Annotated in this window: 19 protein-coding genes and 1 tRNA gene; 2 read left to right on the top strand and 18 right to left on the bottom strand. The window is 51.9% G+C overall.

What is annotated here, in order from left to right; all coding sequences use genetic code 11:
• Positions 1–10: 10 nt before the first annotated feature.
• From parE to ACL02P_RS05300, 4 genes are all read right to left on the bottom strand, one after another.
• On the bottom strand, positions 11–1,996 hold the full coding sequence (gene parE, locus ACL02P_RS05315; RefSeq protein WP_412836905.1) for a DNA topoisomerase IV subunit B: 1,986 nt from the start codon (positions 1,994–1,996) through the stop codon (positions 11–13).
• A 75-nt stretch (positions 1,997–2,071) separates the two neighbouring features.
• On the bottom strand, positions 2,072–3,061 hold the full coding sequence (locus ACL02P_RS05310; protein WP_036645926.1) for an ABC transporter permease: 990 nt from the start codon (positions 3,059–3,061) through the stop codon (positions 2,072–2,074).
• Entirely contained in the window at positions 3,054–4,040 is a 987-nt protein-coding gene (locus tag ACL02P_RS05305; protein ID WP_009225952.1) for an ABC transporter ATP-binding protein, read from the bottom strand. The genes ACL02P_RS05310 and ACL02P_RS05305 overlap by 8 nt, the downstream gene beginning before the upstream one ends.
• 41 nt (positions 4,041–4,081) lie before the next feature.
• On the bottom strand, positions 4,082–4,885 hold the full coding sequence (locus ACL02P_RS05300; protein WP_412836904.1) for a GDSL-type esterase/lipase family protein: 804 nt from the start codon (positions 4,883–4,885) through the stop codon (positions 4,082–4,084).
• Between the two features lie 193 nt (positions 4,886–5,078).
• Between ACL02P_RS05300 and ACL02P_RS05295 the strand changes: the two genes are divergently transcribed.
• A tRNA-Lys gene (locus tag ACL02P_RS05295) sits at positions 5,079–5,151 on the top strand.
• A gap of 158 nt (positions 5,152–5,309) precedes the next feature.
• On the opposite strand, the gene ACL02P_RS05290 is transcribed toward ACL02P_RS05295, so the two are convergent.
• The 9 genes from ACL02P_RS05290 to ACL02P_RS05250 all read right to left on the bottom strand — a co-directional run bounded on the left by ACL02P_RS05290 (position 5,310) and on the right by ACL02P_RS05250 (position 16,398).
• On the bottom strand, positions 5,310–5,816 hold the full coding sequence (locus ACL02P_RS05290; protein ID WP_009225950.1) for a DUF4178 domain-containing protein: 507 nt from the start codon (positions 5,814–5,816) through the stop codon (positions 5,310–5,312).
• Between the two features lie 33 nt (positions 5,817–5,849).
• On the bottom strand, positions 5,850–6,521 hold the full coding sequence (locus ACL02P_RS05285) for a PspA/IM30 family protein (protein WP_260070754.1): 672 nt from the start codon (positions 6,519–6,521) through the stop codon (positions 5,850–5,852).
• A 740-nt stretch (positions 6,522–7,261) separates the two neighbouring features.
• Positions 7,262–7,798: a CAP domain-containing protein gene (locus ACL02P_RS05280; protein ID WP_009225948.1), complete on the bottom strand. Its 537-nt coding sequence runs from the start codon at positions 7,796–7,798 to the stop codon at positions 7,262–7,264.
• Between the two features lie 150 nt (positions 7,799–7,948).
• Positions 7,949–8,959, bottom strand: a complete 1,011-nt coding sequence (mglC, locus tag ACL02P_RS05275; RefSeq protein WP_036645890.1) for a galactose/methyl galactoside ABC transporter permease MglC — start codon at positions 8,957–8,959, stop codon at positions 7,949–7,951.
• Positions 8,960–8,981: 22 nt separating this feature from the next.
• Complete coding sequence (locus tag ACL02P_RS05270; protein WP_009225946.1) at positions 8,982–10,487, bottom strand: sugar ABC transporter ATP-binding protein; 1,506 nt, start codon at positions 10,485–10,487, stop codon at positions 8,982–8,984.
• Positions 10,488–10,655: 168 nt separating this feature from the next.
• Positions 10,656–11,693: a galactose ABC transporter substrate-binding protein gene (locus ACL02P_RS05265; protein WP_009225945.1), complete on the bottom strand. Its 1,038-nt coding sequence runs from the start codon at positions 11,691–11,693 to the stop codon at positions 10,656–10,658.
• 270 nt (positions 11,694–11,963) lie between these two features.
• The gene (locus ACL02P_RS05260) at positions 11,964–12,953 is read right to left on the bottom strand and encodes a substrate-binding domain-containing protein (RefSeq protein WP_009225944.1); all 990 of its coding nucleotides are present in this window, start codon (positions 12,951–12,953) and stop codon (positions 11,964–11,966) included.
• A complete protein-coding gene (locus ACL02P_RS05255; protein WP_009225943.1) occupies positions 12,950–14,740 on the bottom strand; it encodes a sensor histidine kinase in 1,791 nt (596 codons plus the stop codon). The genes ACL02P_RS05260 and ACL02P_RS05255 overlap by 4 nt, the downstream gene beginning before the upstream one ends.
• The gene (locus ACL02P_RS05250) at positions 14,737–16,398 is read right to left on the bottom strand and encodes a response regulator (protein WP_339299130.1); all 1,662 of its coding nucleotides are present in this window, start codon (positions 16,396–16,398) and stop codon (positions 14,737–14,739) included. Before ACL02P_RS05250 ends, ACL02P_RS05255 begins: the two co-directional genes overlap by 4 nt.
• Before the next feature lie 210 nt (positions 16,399–16,608).
• Between ACL02P_RS05250 and ACL02P_RS05245 the strand changes: the two genes are divergently transcribed.
• Positions 16,609–17,202, top strand: coding sequence for a hypothetical protein (locus ACL02P_RS05245; RefSeq protein WP_339299132.1), 594 nt, complete (start codon positions 16,609–16,611; stop codon positions 17,200–17,202).
• 251 nt (positions 17,203–17,453) lie between these two features.
• On the opposite strand, the gene ACL02P_RS05240 is transcribed toward ACL02P_RS05245, so the two are convergent.
• The 5 genes from ACL02P_RS05240 to ACL02P_RS05220 are packed head-to-tail and all read right to left on the bottom strand — an operon-like array spanning position 17,454 to position 22,502.
• Positions 17,454–18,158: an ABC transporter ATP-binding protein gene (locus tag ACL02P_RS05240; protein WP_260070749.1), complete on the bottom strand. Its 705-nt coding sequence runs from the start codon at positions 18,156–18,158 to the stop codon at positions 17,454–17,456.
• A complete protein-coding gene (locus ACL02P_RS05235; protein ID WP_009225939.1) occupies positions 18,155–18,964 on the bottom strand; it encodes an ABC transporter ATP-binding protein in 810 nt (269 codons plus the stop codon). Before ACL02P_RS05235 ends, ACL02P_RS05240 begins: the two co-directional genes overlap by 4 nt.
• The gene (locus ACL02P_RS05230; RefSeq protein ID WP_339299134.1) at positions 18,961–20,256 is read right to left on the bottom strand and encodes an ABC transporter permease subunit; all 1,296 of its coding nucleotides are present in this window, start codon (positions 20,254–20,256) and stop codon (positions 18,961–18,963) included. The genes ACL02P_RS05235 and ACL02P_RS05230 overlap by 4 nt, the downstream gene beginning before the upstream one ends.
• A gap of 10 nt (positions 20,257–20,266) precedes the next feature.
• The gene (locus tag ACL02P_RS05225) at positions 20,267–21,250 is read right to left on the bottom strand and encodes a branched-chain amino acid ABC transporter permease (RefSeq protein ID WP_339299136.1); all 984 of its coding nucleotides are present in this window, start codon (positions 21,248–21,250) and stop codon (positions 20,267–20,269) included.
• Between the two features lie 37 nt (positions 21,251–21,287).
• A complete protein-coding gene (locus tag ACL02P_RS05220; RefSeq protein ID WP_339299138.1) occupies positions 21,288–22,502 on the bottom strand; it encodes a branched-chain amino acid ABC transporter substrate-binding protein in 1,215 nt (404 codons plus the stop codon).
• Between the last annotated feature and the right edge of the window lie 76 nt (positions 22,503–22,578).

Below are 22,578 nucleotides of genomic sequence, written 5' to 3'. Positions count from 1 at the left end.
AATTCACCTTCTATTCCTCAAACTCCGTGAAATCCACGTTTTCCACGATCCATCGCTTGCGCGGATCGACCTTGTCCCCCATCAGCGTAGACACGCGGCGCTCCGCTTTGGCGGCGTCTTCGATCTGCACCTGCAGCATGGTCCGCGTTTCCGGATTCATCGTCGTTTCCCACAGCTGTTCGGGATTCATTTCTCCCAAACCTTTGTAGCGTTGCAGCTCGAAATTTTTGCCGAATTCTTTCAGGTAGTTCTGCAGCTGTTCGTCGGTCCACGCATATCTCACCGTCTCCAGCTTGCCGGAACGACGAGTAATCTTGTACAACGGCGGTTGCGCGATATAGACCCGTCCCGCATCGATCAGCGGCTTCATATAACGGTAAAAGAACGTCAGGAGCAACACTTGAATGTGCGCACCGTCTGTATCGGCGTCAGTCATGATGATGATCTTGGAGAAGTTACTGTTCTCCAGGGTGAAATCCGGCCCGATGCCTGCGCCAATCGCCGAAATAATCGCCCGGTACTCGTCGTTCTTGAGAATATCCGCCAGCTTGGCCTTCTCCGGATTCATCGGCTTCCCTTTCAACGGCAAAATAGCCTGTAGCTTCGAATCACGCCCCTGCTTGGCCGAACCGCCAGCGGAATCCCCTTCCACAATAAACAGCTCTGTGCGCGTATAATCCTTCGACTGCGCCGGCGTCAGCTTGCCGCCAAGGTTGGAGCTTTCGCTCCGCTTCTTGCCCGAACGCATTTCGTCGCGGGCTTTGCGAGCGGCTTCCCGCGCTTTGGAGGCTTGGACCGCCTTCTTGATCAGCGTCTGAGCAACCTGCGGGTTCTCTTCCAGGAACACCGCCATTTTCTCGCTCACGACCGATTCCACCGCACTTCGAGCCGATGCACTTCCGAGCTGGTCTTTCGTTTGACCGACAAACTCCACCTCGGACATCTTGACGCTGATAACGGCCATCATGCCTTCGCGCAAATCGTTACCTTCGAGGTTTTTATCCTTTTCCTTGAGCAAGCCGTTCTTCCGAGCATATTCGTTCATCACGCGGGTGTAAGCTGTCTTGAATCCGGTTTCATGCGTTCCCCCGCCCCGAGTTGGGATGGAGTTGACGAACGATACCAGCGTTTCGGTGTACCCTGCATTGTATTGCAGCGCCACTTCTACTTCGATATCCTCCCGCTCCGCATAGAAATGGATGACATCATGCAGCACGTCCTTCCCGTCATTGAGGAACTCAACGAACTGGCTGGCTCCGCCCTCGTAAAAAAACTCGTCGGAACGGCCGACCCGCTCATCCTTCAAGGTCACCTTCAGGCCCGAATTCAGAAACGCGATCTCCTGCAACCGTTCCGCGAGCGTATCGTAGTTTAATCCGATCCCGCCGGTGAAGACGCGAATATCCGGTTTAAACGTTACCTTCGTGCCGGTCTTGTTCGTGTTGCCGATAATCTCCAGCCCTGTGACCGGCTCACCGACGTGTTCAATGCCTTTCTCGTCAACCCAATATTCGAAGCGCATCCGGTGGATTTTTCCGTCCCGATAAATTTCCACTTCGAGCCACTCGGACAAGGCGTTCGTTACCGATGCACCAACGCCGTGCAAGCCGCCGGATTTCTTGTAACCCGCTCCGCCAAACTTGCCGCCTGCATGCAGGATCGTATAAACGACCTGCGGCGTCGGAATGCCGGTTTTATGCATGCCGGTTGGAATCCCCCGGCCGTTATCGAGTACGGTGACAGATCCGTCCTTGTTCAGCGTAATATCAATTTTCGTGCAGTACTTCGCCAGATGCTCGTCGACCGCGTTGTCGACGATCTCCCATACCAGATGATGAAGTCCCGACGAGCTCGTACTGCCAATATACATCCCTGGCCGTTTGCGTACCGCGACAAGCCCTTCGAGCACTTGAATGTCGTCCGCGTCGTATCCCGAAGACGGGCCATCGGCATTCGTGCCGGGTACGTCCTCGAACAAATCGATTTGTTCGGCCATCATGCTCCCCCTTTAATTCTTTAGTCTACCTCTGTATGTAGTAGTCGAACAGATGTTTTGGTGCCTTTGTCCATTTTAATTCAAAATATCTTGTTTCGTAAAGACAAGGAATGAAACGACGAGGGCGCAAGCCCCCCAAATCGCCAGCACAGCCAGCGAAAATCCCAGCGTCATCCCCTCGATCGGAGCCGGTGTCCCCGCCAAATAATTCGTTAAACCGAGATTCACCATAAACAAATATTTGGCGCTGGTCCAGGAGGAAGCCATATTCGTCAAAATATTGCCGGCAATCAGCGTCGCCATCATAATGACAATGCTCGCCGACGTGCTGCGCACCAGCACCGACACCATAAACGCCAAGGCGGCCACCACCACGCTGACAAACCAGATCAGGCCGGCCTGCATGAAAATATACAACCATTGCGGCACTGCATGCACACCCGAAATGTCTACTTCGGCCCCCCGCAGCTGGAATCCTGTAAATACCGGCAGCGCCCATCCGCGGTAACCAAAAAATAACCCTGAAATTAAATAGCATATCAAACAGGTTGATACAATGATCAAGGACACAAACATCATCAGCGTGATGAGCTTGCTTAGCAGGATTTTCCATCGCCTTACCGGCCGAGTAAGCAGCATTTTGACCGTTCCACTCGTCCGTTCCGAAGACACAATATCCGATCCTACGCCCATAATTAACAGCGGAATGAACAGCGTAGCTGCGTTATCCAAGAACTCCCGAGTAAAAGATACGCCGCCCGGTTCTCTGGGATTCACGTCATGCTCCAAATAATATTTCAACTGTTGAATATAAATTTTACGGTATTTCTTCCATTCCTCCGGCACCCGGTCGCTGCCCAGGGAATTCTGATTGTCTGTGATCGCTTGTTGCACTTCCCGGCGCCAGTCCGTCCCGAACTTCTCCCGTTTGTCCTCCGCTTGTCGCAGTTGGGCGTATGCAAACATCGGGACCAGCACGATCAACACGAGCAAGATGACGTAAAAGCGTTTCTTTTTAATCATCTTGATCGTTTCATTTTTTACTAAAGGAAGAATGTTATTCAATGCTTTCACCTTCCGTCATCTCCAGGAACAGCTGCTCGAGCGTCGGATTCACCTTCTGCACGGCCTCTACCCGGATCCCTTCCTGCACCAGACGCTGTACGAGGCCAGGGATCAATTCCGGCTGCATTTGAGTTACGATCGCCTGGCCCTGGATTCCCGCCATAATCGTATCGTCCAGGACGTTTCCGGCTTCGGTTACCACGTTGACCCCGCTTGCCGACCGCAGCAGCCGCTCGCCAGGCTCCCGGGGCTCCAATTCCCAGACCACATAACTTCGATTCGCCTGGATCAGCTCATCGACTTTGCCGACGGCGAGTACACGCCCGCGCCCGATAATCGCCACTCGATCGCACAGCAGTTGAATTTCGCTGAGCAGGTGGCTCGATACAAAAACGGCCATCCCTTCTTCCGCGAGCCGGCGGATGAAGCTGCGCATTTCTTTGATCCCCTTGGGATCCAGACCGTTTGTAGGTTCGTCCAGAATCAGAAGCTTCGGCCGGCCCAACAACGCTTGGGCAATACCCAACCGCTGCCGCATGCCCAGCGAATAGGTTTTCACTTTGTCGTCGATCCGGCCCGTTAGCCCAACCATTTGCACAACTTCTTCAATCCGCTTCCCATCGATGCCCGAAATCATGCGGGCGAAATGCTCGAGATTCTCCCGCCCGGTTAAATAGCTGTAAACCTCGGGATTTTCCACGATGGACCCAACGCAGCGCAGCGCCAGCTCCGGTTCCCGTTGTACATTGTATCCGCAAATATGTACTTGGCCTTCGGTTGGCCGAATTAAATCGACGAGCATGCGGATCGTGGTTGTTTTGCCGGCTCCGTTGGGACCAAGGAACCCAAAGATCTCTCCGGCGTACACCTCGAAATTCACTTCATGCACGATCCATTTACGTCCGATTTTCTTTTTGAGCCCCTGCACCCTTAGGACAGGTTGACGCTGCTCAGCGATGATCGGCTGCCGTGCTGCCATGGCGTTCACTCCTTCATTTAGACTCCAGCATTAAACCGTCATTAGCGCGCGATGCTTTGGACCATCCGTTCGGCAATCGCCTGGTAGCCATCTCCGTTCGGATGAAAATGGTCGCTCGACAAATAACGGGACGCGTTATTCGTAAACAAGTCATAGGTTGGCACGACCAAGGTGCCGTCATATTCCCCAAGCGTTTTCATCGCCATCGCGTTCCAGCGCGCTACCGCATCGTTACCGATTTCGCGCATCCCATCAAGATCGCTGAACGGATTATATAAACCCACGTAGACGAGGAGCGCTTGCACGTTGATTTTCTTGATTTGTGCTACGATTTTTTCAAAATCCGCCGAGCTCTTCTCAATCGCCGCTTCGATTTCCGTCTGGGTTGGGACTTGCTGTCCCGAGGTTAACGCCTCCGTGCCGTCAAACAGATCATTTCCCCCAATCGACAACAGGATAATCCCCGACTGCTGCAGGGCATATTTCACACCAGGATCGTCCAGCATCGGCAGCAGTTCCTTCGTTGTCAGACCGTTAATTCCCAAGTTATTGACCAGTTTAGACGTGGCGCCCTCTTTATTAAAGAGATCCACCGTCCGGCGGGCAAATCCGCTGCCTGTATCGTCCCCAGTCCCTTTGGCCAAGGAATCCCCGATGGCCGTCACATCCCAGGCCCCCGCTTTCACGGCGGGTTCCGTTTGGGACGGTGAAACTGTCGAATGGCCAGCGGCTGCCGACGGATCGGCAATATCCGACACCGCATATACGAATCCAGCGAGCAGAATTAAAGTCGATACCAGTGACGCCAATCCCGCCCACCGCCAAATCCGGGACGTCCTGCTCATGTAACCCCTCCTGTTTCCTCACAGTCCCTCATTTACGCTAATTATGAGTAACTCTCCAACTTATGTAAATAACATAAAACTTCTTGCAAAGAGATGCAAATTTTCTCGAAAAAAGGACTAGCATTTTTAGAACTGTAGAGTTATAATAGTTCTTGTCCTTAAGAAACCTTCACATTAAGGAACCTTACATTAAGGGTTATTAGCTTAGCTGGTAGAGCAGCCGACTCTTAATCGGCAGGTCGCAGGTTCGACCCCTGCATAACCCATTTATAGCATCCTCCACTGCATTGGCAGCTTGGGGGATGTTATTTTTTTGTGTGCTTTCGGCGAAAAAAAAGCGCGGGAATCGAGGGGATCGCCTCGTTCTCGCGCTTCATCGGGCTTCATCGCGCTTTGGAACAATAGTTGCTTAAAGATTATCGCCTTAATTGGCTCGAATGACTTTGACGTCGGCCGGAATCACCTTAACGCCTTCGTACAACATAAACCGCCCGTTCTGCCATTCGATCCGCAGCAGCTTGCCGTCGTCTGACTGGTACTGCCACACATGCTGTTCCCCGCCTTGAAGGAACGGCGTCTTGCCAACCACAGACACGTAACCGCCGTACTCTTCCTCCAAATAATACAGCGTTCCGTCAAGATCCATCTGGCCCGGCACCTCGGTCGGATCGTTCAGCCGTCCGTCAATCGGCTGATAGAGATGATACTGCAGCGTCTCACGATCCTCGACCAGCAGATAACGGATCTGACTGCCGTCCTGCAGCGTCAGCATAACCGCGTTACGCCCGCGATTGCCGACCCGGCCGGTCACCTCGTAGGAAATGAGCGATACCTCGCAGATATCGCCCGGGGCCAGCGATAGCATGCTCTTCTCTACGACAGGCGGCGCCGGTTTGGCAAACAAATTGCCGAGTCTTTTCCATACGCTCATATTTGGTCTAGCCTCACTTTAGAATCAAGTCGCTTATTTTTTATCCTCATATAGCTTCATCAGCTCGGCCAATTCTGCTTCCACGGCAGCATCCTTGTTCAGGCTTTCGAACTCTTCATCCAAGGATTTAGCCTTAGAGTTCAGCTCATTGCTGGCTTCGGCTTGGGCTTCCATTTGCAGCATCTTCTCTTCCATCCGCTTCAGGCCGTTTGCCGCGGAATCGGAGTTAAACCCGGACATCGTCTTGTTGATTTCATTTTGCGCTTTAGCTGCATTGTATCTGGCAACCAACGTTTCGCGTTTATTCTTCATTTCCGTCAGCTGTTTGCGCATTTCCTCAAGCTTCGCCCGAAGATTGTCGGCAGCGGCTTTGTTTTGCTCGTAGCTTGCCTTGTATTCCGCCATTTTTGCCTCAGCGGCTTTCTTCTCTTCAAGTGCGCGGCGAGCCAGGTCAACGTTTTGCGCTTGAGCCGCCTGATGCGCCTGCTGGGTACGCCGCTCGACCAACGCTTGCTGCTCTTCATACAAGCCTTTAAACTTCTTCTCAATCGCGATTTGGGCGGCAACCGCCTTCTCCGCATCTTCGAGATCTTCTTGCATATCCCGGATATATTGGTCGGTCAATTTGATCGGATCTTCCGCTTTGTCGATCAAAGCGTTGATATTAGACATGGTCAAATCGCGTAATCTTTTGAAAATGGACATTTGCTTTTCCTCCCGATTAAAATATCAGATTATGCTTATGTTTACGCTGCAAAGTTCGGGAGGTTTCAATAAAATATCTCGGATTAGACGATGAGCATGAAAGATTGATTTAAAGAGCTTTGGTGGCCACCGGGTGAAATGTTCTTACGATCGCTGTTGCTCGCGGATTTCTTGGATTCAGTAAACTCCAACACTGTAGAAATCCGCTCCCAAAGGCGACCAATGCGTTTCTCCCGCACCTGATCTCTAACGGAACGTAGAGACGTTATTTGAACATTTCCCGGTCATTTCCCGTTCTAACGGAACCGGAAGCCGTTATTCACCTCAAAATGGACCCAATAGAGCCAAATTCACCCGAATAAGGTCTCCTCGTTCCGTTAGAATTCCCAATCATGCACCTAGAGCCAAATAGCATCTCTCAGTTCCGCTAAAACTCCATTATCCCGTTGAATCACTCTACGTTGGTCCGTCAGCCGACTGCTCAAACACACTTTTCGCTCCCCAGACTCCGCTAAAATACATCAAAGAGCCCGGCTGTCTAGCCGGGCTCTTCCTGCATCCGCCCACATTTCCGGCGTCCTATTGCTTGAAGAAAAAGAATAACGAACCTAAGGGAGTTTACGTCCGCATTTGGGAGCCGCTTGTCTTCCTTCCCTCTCATCGATGGACAAACGGCGGACAAGAGCGGCCCGTGGTCGTTATCCTTTTTCGTGGATCAGCAATAGGATGAAGGGAACTTCCTATTTCCCAATAAACTCCTGCACCCAATACCCATTATAATACCCGACGCCGATCAGCTTGTATTTAGGGTTGAGGATATTCGCCTTATGGCCGGGACTCTCCATCCAATCCTTGACCACTTCCTCAGCGGTGCGTTGCCCTTTGCCGATGTTCTCTCCTGCGTAGATGTAGGTAATGTTGAACGCGTCCATCATGTCGAAGGGAGAGCCGTATTTCGGTGATGTATGGCTGAAATACGCGGTTTTGAACATGTCGATGGCTTTGGTTTTGGCCATTTTGGTCAAATTGGTATGTACGATCAGCGGCTTCAGACCGGCTTTCTTACGCTCCTGGTTGACGAGTTCAACTACCTTGGACGCGTTCTGTGTCTGGATCTTCAAGTAGACCGCTGCAAGCGACTTCGAGGAATTGCTGGCGGCAGCTGCGGCATACGCAGTATCCGTACCGAATCCAGTTCCTCCTTGCCACGTCGTCATAACCAAAACCAAAGCTGCAATCAGCAGCCCGGACAAACCGATTTTGCTCCACTTCTTCATGATGGCTTGCTCCCCCCAGCCGATTTCCTATCGCCGATTCTTGTCTTATGATTCTTGTCACATTTTAACATATTTCGACGGCTTCCGCTTGCGTAAAAAATGGAAAAAAGGACGGCACAAAAGCCGCCCTTCACTTAACCCTAAATGACCTTATTTCTTGCTTGCGTATTTCCGCATATCGAACGCTACCGCAGCAACGATGATTGCACCTTTGATGATTTGTTGCCAGTAAGGACCTACGCCTACGAACGTCAAGCCATAGTTGATGACCGTAAAGATCAGCACGCCAGCCATAATGCCTGGAACCGTACCAATCCCGCCGGTGGTGGATACGCCCCCCACGACGCAGGCTGCGATCGCATCAAGCTCGTACATGTTCCCGTAGTTGTTCGTAGCACCGCCGGTTCTGGCTGCTTCCAGCACACCAGCCAAGCCGTAAAGCGCCCCGGCGATCGAGTAGATCATAATCAAGTTTTTGGAGACGTTAATCCCCGATACTTTCGCAGCTTGCTGGTTGCCGCCGATGGCGTACATATTTTTGCCAAGCCGGGTTTTATTGAACATGACCCAAACGATCGCACAAACGACAATCGCAATAATGACGATATATGGAATCGAGAAGCTCCAGTTACTGAACAATGAACCTGAACCTAACGTTGTAAAGTCGTCGCGCAATCCGCCGATCGGCTGGGATTGGTTCGGCTCCGTATCGAAATATAGGGAGTTGATCCCGTAGATGGCAACCATGGTGCCCAGTGTAGCGATAAACGGCGGAACCTTAAACTTGGATACGATAATCCCGTTGATCAGACCAAAGATCAGACCTACAACAATTGCGATCAAAATCGGTACAAACAACGGAAGCTCCGGCAGGTTCGGGAAAAAGCGACGGGCATAATCGACCTCTTGCAGCATGGAGGCAGAGACGACAGCCGTCAATCCGACCATCCGGCCCGCGGACAAGTCGGTACCGCCGGTAATGAGGATAAACGCAACCCCAAGGGCGATGATAACCCGGGTGGACGATTGGATCAAAATATCGCGAAACGTATTTAGTCCGATAAAGCTTGGATCATAAGCGGCGATGCCGATAAGCAGCACGGCCAAAACGATATAAATGGCATTTTCGGTCACAAAGCTCTGAATTTTCTTTGTATTCATGATTTTCTCCTCCTTCAAATCCTTAGTGCTGGGCTGCCAGACGCATAATTTCTTCTTCCGTAGCCTTATCTCCATCCAATATTCCCGTCAGACGGCCTTCGGACATTACCATGACACGGTCGGACATCCCAAGCAGTTCAGGCATCTCGGATGAAATCATGATGATGCTCTTGCCTTGCTGTGCCAAATCCGCAATAATGGAATAAATTTCGTATTTTGCCCCGACGTCGATCCCGCGCGTCGGTTCGTCCAGCAGTAAAATTTCCGGGTTAGTGAGCAACCAACGGGCCAGCAACACCTTTTGCTGATTCCCGCCTGAAAGGTTCATGATCAGCGTTTTAGGCGACGGCGTTTTCGTCCGCAGCTTCTCAACCATTTGATTGGCTTCAGCCTTTTTCTTCCGCTCATTCAGCAGGCCAAAAGGCGTCACATAACGGTCAATGTTGGCAATGGCCGCATTTTCATGAACAGACAATACCGGGAAAATACCGGTTGTCCGGCGTTCCTCCGTCAATAGCGCCAATCCGTATTTTTTGGCTTCACTGGCGCTGCGGATCTTCACCTCTTTGCCGTGAATCGAGATGGTGCCGGACTGAATTTCACGAAGGCCAAACAACGCTTCGATTAACTCGGTGCGCTGCGCCCCAACCAGACCGCCTACGCCAAGGATCTCCCCTTTGCGCAATTCGAACGATACATCTTTAAAAGATTTTGGATCGACGGACGTCAGATGCTCTACCTTCATAATGACGCCGTTTGGCTTGTTGTGGCGATCCGGGAATCGCTGCGTGAGATCGCGCCCAACCATCTTGGAAATAATGAGGTCGGTCGTCATCTCCGACGCTGGCCACGTCCCAATCTTCTTGCCGTCACGCATGATCGTTACATCGTCGGAGATCCGCAAAATCTCCTCCATCTTGTGCGAGATATAGATGATCGACACCCCGCGCTTCTTCAAGTCGTTGATGATCCGGAATAGATGCTCAACCTCTACGCTTGTCAAGGAAGAGGTAGGTTCGTCCATCACGATAATCCGCGAGTTAAACGATACCGCCTTCGCGATCTCGATCGACTGGATTTTGGAAACGGACAGCTTGCCGACAATCGTATCCGGATCCAAATCAATATCTAATTGTTTAAACAGCTCTTCCGTATCCTGATACATCTTCTTATGGTCGACGAATTGGAAGGGTCCCCATCCTTTCATCGGGAAACGTCCGAGCCAGATATTTTCCATCACATTGCGGAAAGGTACCGGATGCAGCTCTTGGTGAATCATCGAGACCCCAAGCTTCAGCGCATCGCTGGAATTGTTGATTTCCGCTTTTTGACCATTCAAATAAATTTCACCGCTGTCCGGCTTATAAATCCCGAACAGACATTTCATCAGCGTGGATTTGCCGGCCCCATTCTCGCCCATCAGCGCATGAACGGTACCCGGTCGAACCTGCAGTGTTACGCCATCCAGCGCTTTAACGCCGGGAAATTCCTTGGTAATGCCCTTCATTTCGAGCATATATTCAGACATGGTTTTCGCCCCCTGATCATTTCTTCCGCTTTAGAGGCACAGCATCGTTTCCTCCTGTGTTCCTATCCCCTGTGAAAAAACAGGAGGTCCGTACCTTTCGGCATCGAACCTCCCATGTTGTTCTAGCGAATATGAGAAGTCCTGCTGATTGACCTGCTCGCCGTACTCTTATTTGAATTCAGCAGCGTTTTCCTTCGTTACTTTTTGGTATGGAATCCACACATATTGATTGTCGGTGATATCAAAACCTACGTTGTCTTTGCTGATCGCTTCGCCTTTGGCCAGCAAGGAAGCCAGGATAACCGCTGCTTTCCCTTGGTTCTCCGCATCGTTCAGAACCGTACCCAGCAATGTACCTTGTTCAAGCGCTTGCAGGGCTGGTGCCGTTGCGTCAACGCCTACAACCGGCATGTATTTGTCACCCGTGAAGTAACCAGCAGCTTTCAGAGCTTCGATCGCGCCGAGTGCCATGTCATCGTTGTTCGCAAGTACGGCTTCAATTTTATCGCCATTTGCGGCCAGGAAGGCTGCCATTTTCTCTTGGCCTTTTACGCGGTCCCACATGGCTGTGTCTTCAGCAACTTTTTCGACCTTAATGCCGGCATCTTCAATCGCTTGGACCGAATATTGCGTACGCAGCTCAGCATCTTGGTGTCCAGGTTCGCCCTTCAGCATAACGTATTGCAGCACGCCGTCACCATTCTTATCTGCTTCCGGATGAGCTTTCCAGTAGTCCACGATGATTTGACCGGACAGTGTACCGGATTCTTCAGCTCTCGCACCAACGTAGTAAACTTTATCCCATTTCTTCATATCTTCCGGCAACGGTTCGCGGTTCAAGAATACAACCGGTGTGTCCTTCGCTTTAGCTTTGTCGATAATGACGCCTGCTGCCGTCCGGTCAACCGGGTTAACAATCAGCGCATTCGTCTTCTTCGTCAAGAACAAGTCGATTTTATCGTTTTGCGTAGGCTGGGAGTTTTGGCTGTCAACGATGTCCACTTTCGCGATCCCGTCAGCATTTTTCTCGATCGAGTTACGAACGCCTGTCATAAACGTATCGTCAAATTTGTAAATCGCCACACCTACGTTTGGAGTAGAACCCCCATTTCCTCCGCTGCTCTCTTTATCGCTGCTGTTGGAGCATCCGACCATCGTCGCTCCCAGCATGGCTGCAGCCAGCATGACCGTTGTAAGCTTCTTCATATTTTTTGACCTCCTGAAAGTGTATTTCTAAGTGATATCCTCTTGGATACGTTTTCATTATGCATGGTTTCGGGCACCTTGCGAATCCAAAATTCTAAGATTTTTCTATCAAAATTCTGATGATGTCGAATTAAATATCTATATCCTTATATCGATAGTCGCAAAAAAACATCAAACAGCAAGCGCCCCGGATTCCCGGTAACCACTTGCTGTTTGCTCGTCCCAGCTTCAACTCTAGAACAACTTGGCTACGCCAACCGTCCACTTCACTCATTTCACGAACGGAAACAGAAGCTTCTGGTTTTCAGGCCACAGCATATTATTCAGGTCGATCAGCTTCGTATCCGTTGGGATTCGATCCTCAAGCTTCTCGCCGCGGGCCGCCTGGACAGCGGCAGCAACCGCCATGTACCCGTTGTTGAACGGGTTCTGTACGACCATCGCCTGCACCTTTTCCTCCTGCAGGAGTTCAAGCATCTCCGGCGGATTATCGAAGGCGATCATCTTCACCTTGCCGCCGTATCCAAGCTCGTCGACGGCCCGGCCTGCGCCAATCGAAGATTCGGCGCTTAGTGAAACGATGCCGTTCAGATTCGGGAACCGCTTCAGCATATCCGCCGTCAGCTTGTAGGCGAGATACTCGTCCGACCCGCAATATTGAATATCGACGACATGGACATCGGGAAAGCGTGCGACGTAATCAAGGAAGCCTTCCTCACGCTGGTTGGCGTTACGGGCGCCTTTCACAAAATTAATAATCCCGATTTCGCTCACAGGCCCGGTGAGATCGACCAAGCGTTCGGCCGCTTTCTGGCCGGCCTCGTAATTGTTTGTCCCCACGAACGTCTTTACCTTGGTGGAAGCGACCTCCGAATCCATTGAAATGACCGGGATGTCGTAATAGGATGTCCGGTCCGTCACCTGCCCCAGCGCTTCATAGTCGGAAGCCGCCAGGATGATGGCGTCCGGACGCCGCTCAATCGCCTCTTCCATCAGGCGAATTTGGCCTTCGACATCGTTTTCGTTCTCCGGGGCGACAAAATTCAACCGGACATTAAACTCCTTGGCCGCGACCTCCGCCCCCAGCTTGGTCGTTTTCCAATAATCGCCGCGATCCATCTTGACGATCATGTCCACGTCGTAAATTTGCTGATGATCCGCCCCGCTCCCGGGACCTCCGCAGGAGGACAGCAAAGTGATCAGCGCTCCTGCCATCAACAGAATGCCAGCTCGATAGATGCACTTCGGCAACCGCTTCATGACTGCATCCCGCCTTGTTCCAGACTTTCCGGCTGTACAGCCGGGATCGTAATCGTGACCGTCGTGCCTTCCTCCGGTTCACTTTCGAAATGAAGCCCGTAACCAGGGCCGTAATAGAGCGTGATGCGTTCCTGCACGTTTCGTACCCCCACCCCTGAGCCGCTTTCGCTGCGGATGTTTCCACTGAACAGCTTCTCCACCGTATCGGGAGACATGCCGATGCCGTTGTCACGGATCCGGAAGATCAGGTTTTCTCCTTCCAAACGGGCCTCGATGTCAATGAATCCTTGCTCGGCCGATTTTTCGATCCCGTGATGGATGGCATTTTCGACAAGCGGCTGCAAGATCAGCTTTAAGGTCGAGCATTTCAACGCAGCTTCATCCGCCCGTATCTCATACCGGAACTTGTTCTTGAACCGGATCGTTTGAATGATCAAATAATGCCGCACATGCTCCAACTCGTCCTGCACGCTGATGATATGTTTCCCCTTGCTCAAGCTGATCCGGAAAAACCGCGACAAGGACGTAATCGTCGTCACGACCTCCTCGTTCCGTCCCAGCTCGGCCAGCCGGGTGACCGAATTTAACGTGTTATAGAGAAAATGTGGGTTGATTTGCGACTGCAGCACATCCAGCTCACTCTTGCGTTTGGCTTCCTGCTCCTGGATGATCTGATCCATCAGCTCGCGGATCCGGCGCAGCATCAAGTTAAACCGTTTGGACAGCTGCTCCACCTCATAAGCGCCGCTAACATAGACATTTGTTCCGAAGTCTCCGCGTTCCACCATTTGAACCGAGCGTTCAAGCTTGCGAATCGGCTGCGAGATCCGGGCCGAAACATAAATGCTGATGAATAGAATGATGGCGATGGCCAGAGGTAAAAACCAGGACAAAAAGTCGCCAACTTCCCGTTTCGTCGTCAAAAATTCATCCGCATAAGCCACCCCAACGATTTTCCAGCCAGCCGGCTTTACGGTCTGAATTGTAATGATCCGCGGCTCCCCTTCCAACTCATCGTAATAACGGCCATACGAATAATTCAGCACCGGCTCCAGATTTTCATATTTCAACCCGGCATAAATGAGCTGTTGCTGCGGATGGTATACGATATTTCCCACGGCGTCTATGATGTACACGTACCCTTTTTTGCCTAAGCTGATCCGCCCGCTAAGTTCGTCGATGGTACGGAAGTTGATATCAATCACCAATACGCCTTGCTTCATCTGGCCTTGATCCCGGTAGTCCACGGTTTTGCTCATGGATACGACCCAGCGGTACTGCCATTTGAACAGGTTCTGAATATGCGGCGGAGTAAATTGCAGCTTCCCGGGATTCTGAACCGCAGATTCGAACCATAATTGCTCCTGCAGCCGTGTGTTTTGCCGCATCGGAAGCGTCGGCACGTTGCGCACCAGCTTCCCATCCTCGGTAAACAGCGCCATGGAGACCAGATCTTCGCGAGTACTGAGTACGGTCTGCAACTGTTCTCCAAGCTGATCGTTGGTGGGCAAGTTGGGGGAAACGGAGATTTTTTGCTCCACGAGGTCAAAAATATCCTGCATCCCGCTGACATACAGCTCCAGGTTGGAATGAACCTGTTCAATAATTTGCTCCAGGCTTAAGTAAACGTTCTCTTCCGCAACCTTAGAGAAGCGGTTGTATAGCAACGTCGTGACTAATACAACCGCCAATACGGTAACGGTAATCGAAGATAGAGAAATAAGCACCTGAATATTACGAACATGAAACCCTTGAAACAGACGCGTGAACGAACGCCACAACTTCATGAGCTTCTCGCTCCGATACGATATTCTTTCGGGGAGATGCCGAATTTTTTGCGGAAGCAGAAGCTGAAATAGTTCGGATCGGCAAACCCCACGCGCTCGGCGATCTCAAAAGCCTTCAGATCCGTCGTTGCCAGCAGGTCCTGCGCGGCATCCATCCGTACGCCCATCAGGTAATTGACAAAGGTCGTCTTCGTTTCTTTCTTGAAAATGTTACTGAAATACCCGGTACTGATATGGAGATGCTGACATACCTTAGCGATGGAAATTTCATGGTCACCGTAATGCGCCAAAATATATTCCTTCGCCTCGTCCACCAGCTTGTTGTAGCTGGACTGCCTGTCCGTGGCGATGGATTGCTTCAGCTTCATGCATATATCCAGGAACCAGGCTTTTGCTTCATCGGCATGCGAAAATTTGACGAACTGTCCGAGAAATCCAGCCCCATCTCCAAACAATTTGTCGAGGTCAACACGGATGTCCTTGGCGACCTTGATCACTGCGGTCAACAACTCCAGCAAATACACTTGGAAGTCTTGATACGATGCTTTGCTGTCCGTTAATGCCTTGAACAGTTCCTCCAGAAGATTAACCAGCTCCTGGTCACTGCCAACCTTCAAGCAACGGACCAGCTCTTTCTCCTTCATCTCATCCAACGACAACGGGTCCGTTTGCCGCGATTCCACGTCCTCAATCCAAATCACTTTGTTTCCCCCGAGAATGACGCGGTAATCGAGTGCCTTCACCGCCTCTTCATAGGAGCCGGCAAGCTCGCTTAATTGCCCCACCTCAGAACCGGCGCCAATCGTCACCGTCAGCTTGAGGAAGCGCTCCACGCTAAAACGGATTTCTTCCAATAATTGCAGCGTTTGATCCGCAAGCGGTTTGTCCGCACCGGGTTCCCCTACGCTGAGCACCACCACCTCGTCATGATGGATGAATGCCCTGCCTTTCGGATGGAGCCGGACGATTTCCTCCGCAATGTTAAAGACAGCAAAAAGCTGCAGCTGGGTGTCATTCGTATCTTTCAGAGACAACGCTGTACCGTTACCGGGTTCGTGGCTTCCGTCTGATCCCCGCCAAGCTGGCGCGGAATCGATGCGGATCGCAGAAACCATGTATCGATCCCCGCTGAGGTCTAGATCATAATGCTCGCATTTCTCACGAATTTCCGCTTCTTGCAGCCGCCGGGATACGAGTGAAGACAAAAATAGACTTTGCAGGATCGGCAGATTTTTACGGTAGTGCTCGGTCAGCAGCTGCACATTTTCCTTCGCAGCCACTTCCTCATCGAGCTGCAGCTTCACCTTACGTAAAATTTCGGCCAATTCTCCTGCCGAAAACGGTTTCAAAACATATTCATCGATTCCCAGTCGGATGGCCTTCTGTGCATATTCAAATTCCTCGTATCCGGTTAATATGATGATCTTCGTTGCCGGATACCGTTCACGGATCCACTCGGAGAGCTGCAATCCGTTCATAAACGGCATTTGAATATCCGTCACCACAACGTCCGGCGCATGCTTCTCCACGAGCTCAACCGCTTCCTTGCCGTTCTCCGCCGTCTCTTGGACGACGTAACCGAGACCTTCCCAATCGATTAGGCCTAATAGGCCTTCCCGCACATCTTCTTCATCATCGGCTAAGATCAATTTATACATCGATGGACCATCCTCTTCCATGCCCTGATTTCCCCCCGATTTTAACGTATCGGTCCGCAAAAGTAAATTACGGATCACACGGAGCGGCTAGAAGGAACCAAGACCTTAGTCTAGTTTGTTTTCCGCCTTCGGTCCGTTTTGGGATTCCCATAATCCAAGTACCATGTTAATATTCAATGGAACTATCATCAACAGTAAATGGTGGTCGAAATGATGAACAATGAGAAGAAAATTTATGTCCTGCTAAGCAATCCGACAACACTTGTGGCCAAAATGATCGGCCTATATACAAGAGCGCCTTACAATCATGCCTCGATCGCATTTGATCCCGAGCTGCGTGAGGTTTACAGCTTCGGGCGCAAACACCCTTTCATCCCTATCTTTGGCGGCTTCGTCAGAGAGGACATTCATTCCGGAGTATTCGAGAAAGCAACCTGCGCTGTATACAGCTGCAAGGTTAGCGCGGAGAATTACATGCGCATGCGAAATTTTGTGAAAACCTTCGAGGATAACGACGAGCTTTACACCTATAATTTCTTGGGACTCTTAGGGATCATCTTAAATATGGAGCTTGGCGGAAAAAATTCTTTCTTCTGTTCTCAGTTCGTCAGCCGGGTATTCCAAGAAGCCGGCGTCAACCTTCTGGAGAAATCCGCGGGATTAACAACGCCGTCCGATCTTTGCGGCTGTCCGCACCTCCAGCTCGAGTTCCGCGGGCGCCTCGATACGTACCGCGAGCGGTACTGCTATTCGCGCCGCACGGCAGCAGCATACGAGCAAAGCCGGTATTATGCGGCAAATTAATATTCGGCAAAACAAAAACCACGTAGTTTAGGCTACGTGGTTTAATCTGAATTCGGAAGGATTTTTTCGTTAGCCATAAGGTACTTACTCTCCGTGCTCCTTTGCAGGATTATCCCTTTTGATAAGGAGGGACTGTACTCTCTGTTTCTTCGCTCTCTTATTCTATCTAATCAGTTTTACATTCTCCTGATCCAATGGGATAATCGTGCAAAAAGTGTCCGGACAACGATAGGGATCGACCTGCAGCAGGGCTAAGCCAAATAAGCTTCCTTCACCTGCTCATTGGAGAGCAACAAATCGGCTTCGTCCTCCATCAAGATTTCTCCGGTTTGCATCACATAGCCGCGGTGCGCGATTTGCAGCGCTTGAAAAGCGTTTTGCTCGACGAGCAGCACCGTCATCCCCTCGCGGTTTAACTGCTGGATCATCTCGAAAATTTGCTCGACGATAATCGGAGCAAGCCCCATCGACGGTTCGTCCAACAACAGAATTTTTGGCTGCATCATCATGGCCCGGCCGATGGCCAGCATTTGCTGCTCCCCGCCGCTCATCGTCCCGCCCGTTTGCGCCATCCGTTCCCTAAGGCGCGGGAAATGGTCGAACACCCGCTCCATCCGCTGCTTGATCACCTTCTTGTCCCTCACGGAAAAAGCGCCCATCTCCAGATTCTCCTTCACCGTCAACCGCGGGAAGATCCGCCGTCCTTCCGGCACATGTGCGATCCCCGCCAACGCCGCTTGATGCGGGGGTAAGTTGGACATCTCCGTACCGTTAAAGCGGATGGTGCCGGTCGTGTTCACCTGGCCGCAAATCGCCTTGAGCGTCGTGGACTTACCGGCTCCGTTGGAGCCGATCAACGAAACGATCTCCCCTTCCTCTACGGTTAAGGATATGCCTTTTAAAGCTTCGATCGCTCCATAATAGGCGTGAACCTCTTTCAGCTCCAGCAAGCTCATGATATCACCTCGAATCGGACGGTTTCGCCGCTGCCTTGAACCGCGCTTTTGCCCAAATAAGCTTCAATCACTTTAGGGTGGGAACGAATATGATCCGGCCCGCCTTCCGCGATTTTCGTTCCGTAATCAAGCACCAGGATATGCTCGGATAACTCCATCACCAGCTTCATGTCATGCTCGATCAGGATGATCGTCATCCCCGTTTCCTCCTGAATGCGCCGGATCAAGCTGATCAACTCGGTTGTCTCGCGCGGGTTCATCCCGGCGGCTGGTTCGTCCAGGAGCAGCACTTTCGGCTTCGCCGCCAGCGCCCGGGCGATTTCGAGCCGCCGCTGCGCGCCGTACGGCAGGCTCGCCGCCTGTTCGTTCAGCAGCTCTTGCAGCCCGACGAACTCCAGCAAACGGTAAGCCTCTTGATGCACCTGTTCCTCCTCATGTCTGGCTCGGGGCAGCGAGAGCAGCGTACCGAAGATTCCTGTCTTCAGATGGGTATGCATGCCAACCATCACATTTTCCAGCACGGTCATGCTGCCAAACAGGCGGATATTTTGGAACGTCCGGGCGATTCCCAGACTGACGACCTGATGGGGCTTGACGCCAACGATAGACTCACCATCCAACTCAATCGCGCCTTCGTCCGGGGTATAAATGCCGGTGATCATGTTAAAAAAGGTCGTTTTCCCGGCGCCGTTTGGGCCAATTACAGCGGAAATTTTGCCGCGGGGAAACGCAAAGTCGACGCCTCCAACCGCCGTCAGTCCGCCAAAGCGCTTCACGAGCTTGCTTACCTTCAGAATCGTCGTCATTGGCTCACACCTCCGCTTTGTTGATTGGCCGGCGGCAAAATGGATAACGTATTGCCGGAACGCTGCGCCTTAAGCCGCTCGGCATCCACCTTCTTGTTCTTGGCGGTGATCAAGCCGTTTGGCCTGAAGATGGCGACGAGTAACAGGGTTACACCAAAGATCAGGCGTTGCATCTTGGAAGGCGAAATCGAGCTGGGAAGTTGGATGACTCCCTGCAGTGTCAACTGGTTTAACCAGTTGGTGAGCTCCGTCAGCACCTGTAAATTCAAAATTGTAACCAATGCCGCGCCGAGTATGACGCCAGGCACGCTGCCCATGCCGCCCAGCAGCACCATCACCAGAATCGTAATCGATTCAAGCAGCGTAAAGCTCGTCGGATCGATAAACGTTTGCTTCGCCGCAAACACCACTCCCATCATGCCGGAAAAGGAAGCGCCAATCGCAAAAGCAGTCAGTTTGGTGCGGATGAGCGGAATGCCCATCGATTGTGCGGCGATCTCGTTCTCCCGAATCGCCTTCCAAGCCCGTCCCAGCCGGGAATGCTCCAACCGTTTCACGCCGAAAATGACGATCGCCAATATAAAAAGGACGATAAAGTAAAACTGGTTCGGAAACGTAAAGGATAGACCAAACAAGCTCGGCGGCTGAATCGAGGCCAACCCCATCGCCCCGTTCGTAATATTCACCGGTTTATCCAAGTTGTTAAAAATAATCCGGATAATTTCCCCGAACCCAAGCGTAACGATCGCCAGATAGTCGCCCTTGACCCGCAGTACCGGCAAACCAAGCAGCAGCCCAAACAACGCAGCCATAAAGCCGCCAAGCACGATGAAGATCCAGAACGCGCCTCCAGGCAGCGGAAACAGCTGGCCGGAGATAAACTCGTTGGCCTGCGGCGTGGCAAAAATGGCGTACGTATAAGCTCCAACCGCGAAGAACGCAACAAAGCCAAGGTCGAGCAGTCCGGCGAATCCGACGACGATGTTCAGCCCTAACGCCATCGCGATGTAAATGCCGCACTGCGTAGCCACCTCCATATACGACTGATGGGCCGGGCCGCCGGAAGTAGCAAACGGAATGACCACCAGCAGCAGCGCCGCGCCAACCGCCCATTTGATCGAGGTTCGGAAGGTCGTCAAATACAGCAGCAGCAAGGAGCCAAGTAAGAGGAGAAAGGCGATTACCGATTTATTCGAAAAATATACGCTTGCCGCCGTAACAATGACAAACATTGTAAATAACAAAGCTTGGGCAAGTTGGCTTTGGCCCAGCCAGAGCTTCAGTTGATTCATGGCAGATCACCTACACTTTCTCTTTCACGGCTTTGCCGAATAACCCTTCCGGCTTGAAAATGAGCACCGCGATCAGGATCAGAAAAGCGACGACGTCTTTATACTCCCCGCCCAGCGCGCCGCCTGTGATGACGGACAGGTTCGCGGACGAGAACATTTCCAGTACGCCAATGAACAATCCGCCAAACATGGCACCCCGGATATTGCCAATGCCGCCAAGTACCGCTGCGGTGAAGGCCTTCATCCCCAGGATAAACCCGATATATGGATCGATGGTGCCATACTGCTGGGCGAACAGAACGCCGGTCCCGCCGCCAAGCGCCGATCCGATAAAGAAAGTCAGCGCAATCACCTTATTGACATTAATGGACATCAGCGACGCCGTCTCCCGGTCCTGGGCTACCGCCCGCATGGCGGTTCCCCACTTGGTACGGTTTACGAAAAAATCAAGCCCCGCCATCAGAACGACGGCCACCGCCACAACAATGATCGTATTCGACTTTAGAAAGGCGTCGTCAAACCCGCTCCATAAGGAGGATGCGCCTAGCTTCAGATTTTCCCCGTAAAGTGAAATGCCGGTAACGATAAAATTTCCGGTACGGAGATCCGCGATAAATCGGACGATGTCCTGCAGCAGAAAGGATACCCCGATCGCTGAAATCAATGAGATGAGCTTGGGAGCCCGGCGGAGCGGGCGATAAGCCACCCGCTCGATACCGATCCCCAGCAACCCGGTTGACAGCATCGCCATCGCCAGGATCAGAAAATAAGCAAGTGCGGCGGGCAGCCCGCTGAGCCAACCGACCGAGTTCATCGTCAGCAAGACTGCGGTGCCCACAAACGCGCCGGTCATAAAGATTTCCCCATGCGCGAAATTAATAAATTCGAGTATGCCGTAGACCATCGTATAGCCGATGGCCACCACCGCGTAGACTGCACCTAACGTTAATCCGTCCACCAAAACCTGGGGGAGTGTTTGCAGGATCATATCCATTTGTCCTTACCCCTTCTGCGTTATTGCCGTTCGTCGATTACTTCGGCTGTTCGATTTCGGATACCATCGTGCCAGGATAAGTTGGTGAATCGAATTTATAAATGAAGACCTTGGCATATTCGTTATCGCCTTTGTCGTCAAAGCTGACTTTCGTGGCGATGCCTTCGAAATCGGTTGTCGCCCGGACCGCATCACGGACCTGTTCACGGGTTGGCAGTTTGCCGCCGTTGTCTTCGATCGCTTTTTTCACAGCATTCAAAATGATATTCATCGAATCATAGGCATAAGCGGAGTAGTTCTCCACGGATTTGCCAAACTTCGCTTGATATTTGTCTGCCCAGTCCTTGTTGGATTTCGTAACGTCTGTAGACACGGAGCTGTACGCGACTTCCGTCAGCTTGTCACCGGCGATGTCCACCATCCCCGAGGAATCGAGCGCATCCCCGCCCATGATCGGCACCGTAATCCCCTTCTCCCGGGCCTGTTTAACAATCAATCCGGCCTCGGCATACATCCCGCCGAAGAAGATGAAGTCCGGCTTCTTGCTGAGCACCTGGTTCAGCACGCCGTTAAAGTCCTTCTCACCCACCGTGATCCCTTCGTATCCGGCGATCGTCGCCCCCAGCTCTTCAGCCGAGCTGCGGAAGGCATCGGCCAATCCTTGGCCATAAGCCGTTTTATCTTGGATCACAAAAATATTTTTCGCACCCACCGTCTTCACGGCATATTCGGCACCCGCTGGTCCCTGGAAGTCGTCGCGAGCGACAATGCGGTTGGCGATCTTCAGCTTCCGGTCGGTAAAGTCCGTTGCCGTACTGGCCGGGGACACCATCGGAATACTATATTTCTCATAGACGACCGAGCTCGGAATCGATACCCCGGAGTTCAAATGCCCAAGCACCGCCAATACCGCTTGATCCGCGCCGATCATTTCGGCGTTGGCGACGCCTTTCTTCGAATCGCCTTGGTCATCGTAAGGAACGAACTGCAGATCAAATCCCAGGTCCTTAAACTCAGCCTGACGCTCCTCCAGCGCCATCTGCCCCCCAAGCTTAATCGATTCCCCTTGAATGGCCGAGCCCCCGGATAACGGGGATTGCGAGGCGATCTTAATGACCGTAAGTCCCCCTCCAGCAGCGCTGGTATTTCCAGCTGCCGGTTTTGCCGCGTTGCCGGACGAATTACACGCCGAGAGCAACCCGATCATTAAACAAGCGCTAACCAGCCAGGCAATTCTTTTTTTCCCCTTCATACACATCCTCCTCAGATCAATCTTGTTCTAGGGCTTCGCCCTGTTTATGTCATGTATAAGTCACTTTGTCTAACAT

This window comes from Paenibacillus sp. MB22_1 (assembly GCF_047200555.1).
GTDB lineage: Bacteria > Bacillota > Bacilli > Paenibacillales > Paenibacillaceae > Fontibacillus > Fontibacillus phoenicis.
This window is presented reverse-complemented; position numbering and strand designations above follow the sequence as displayed.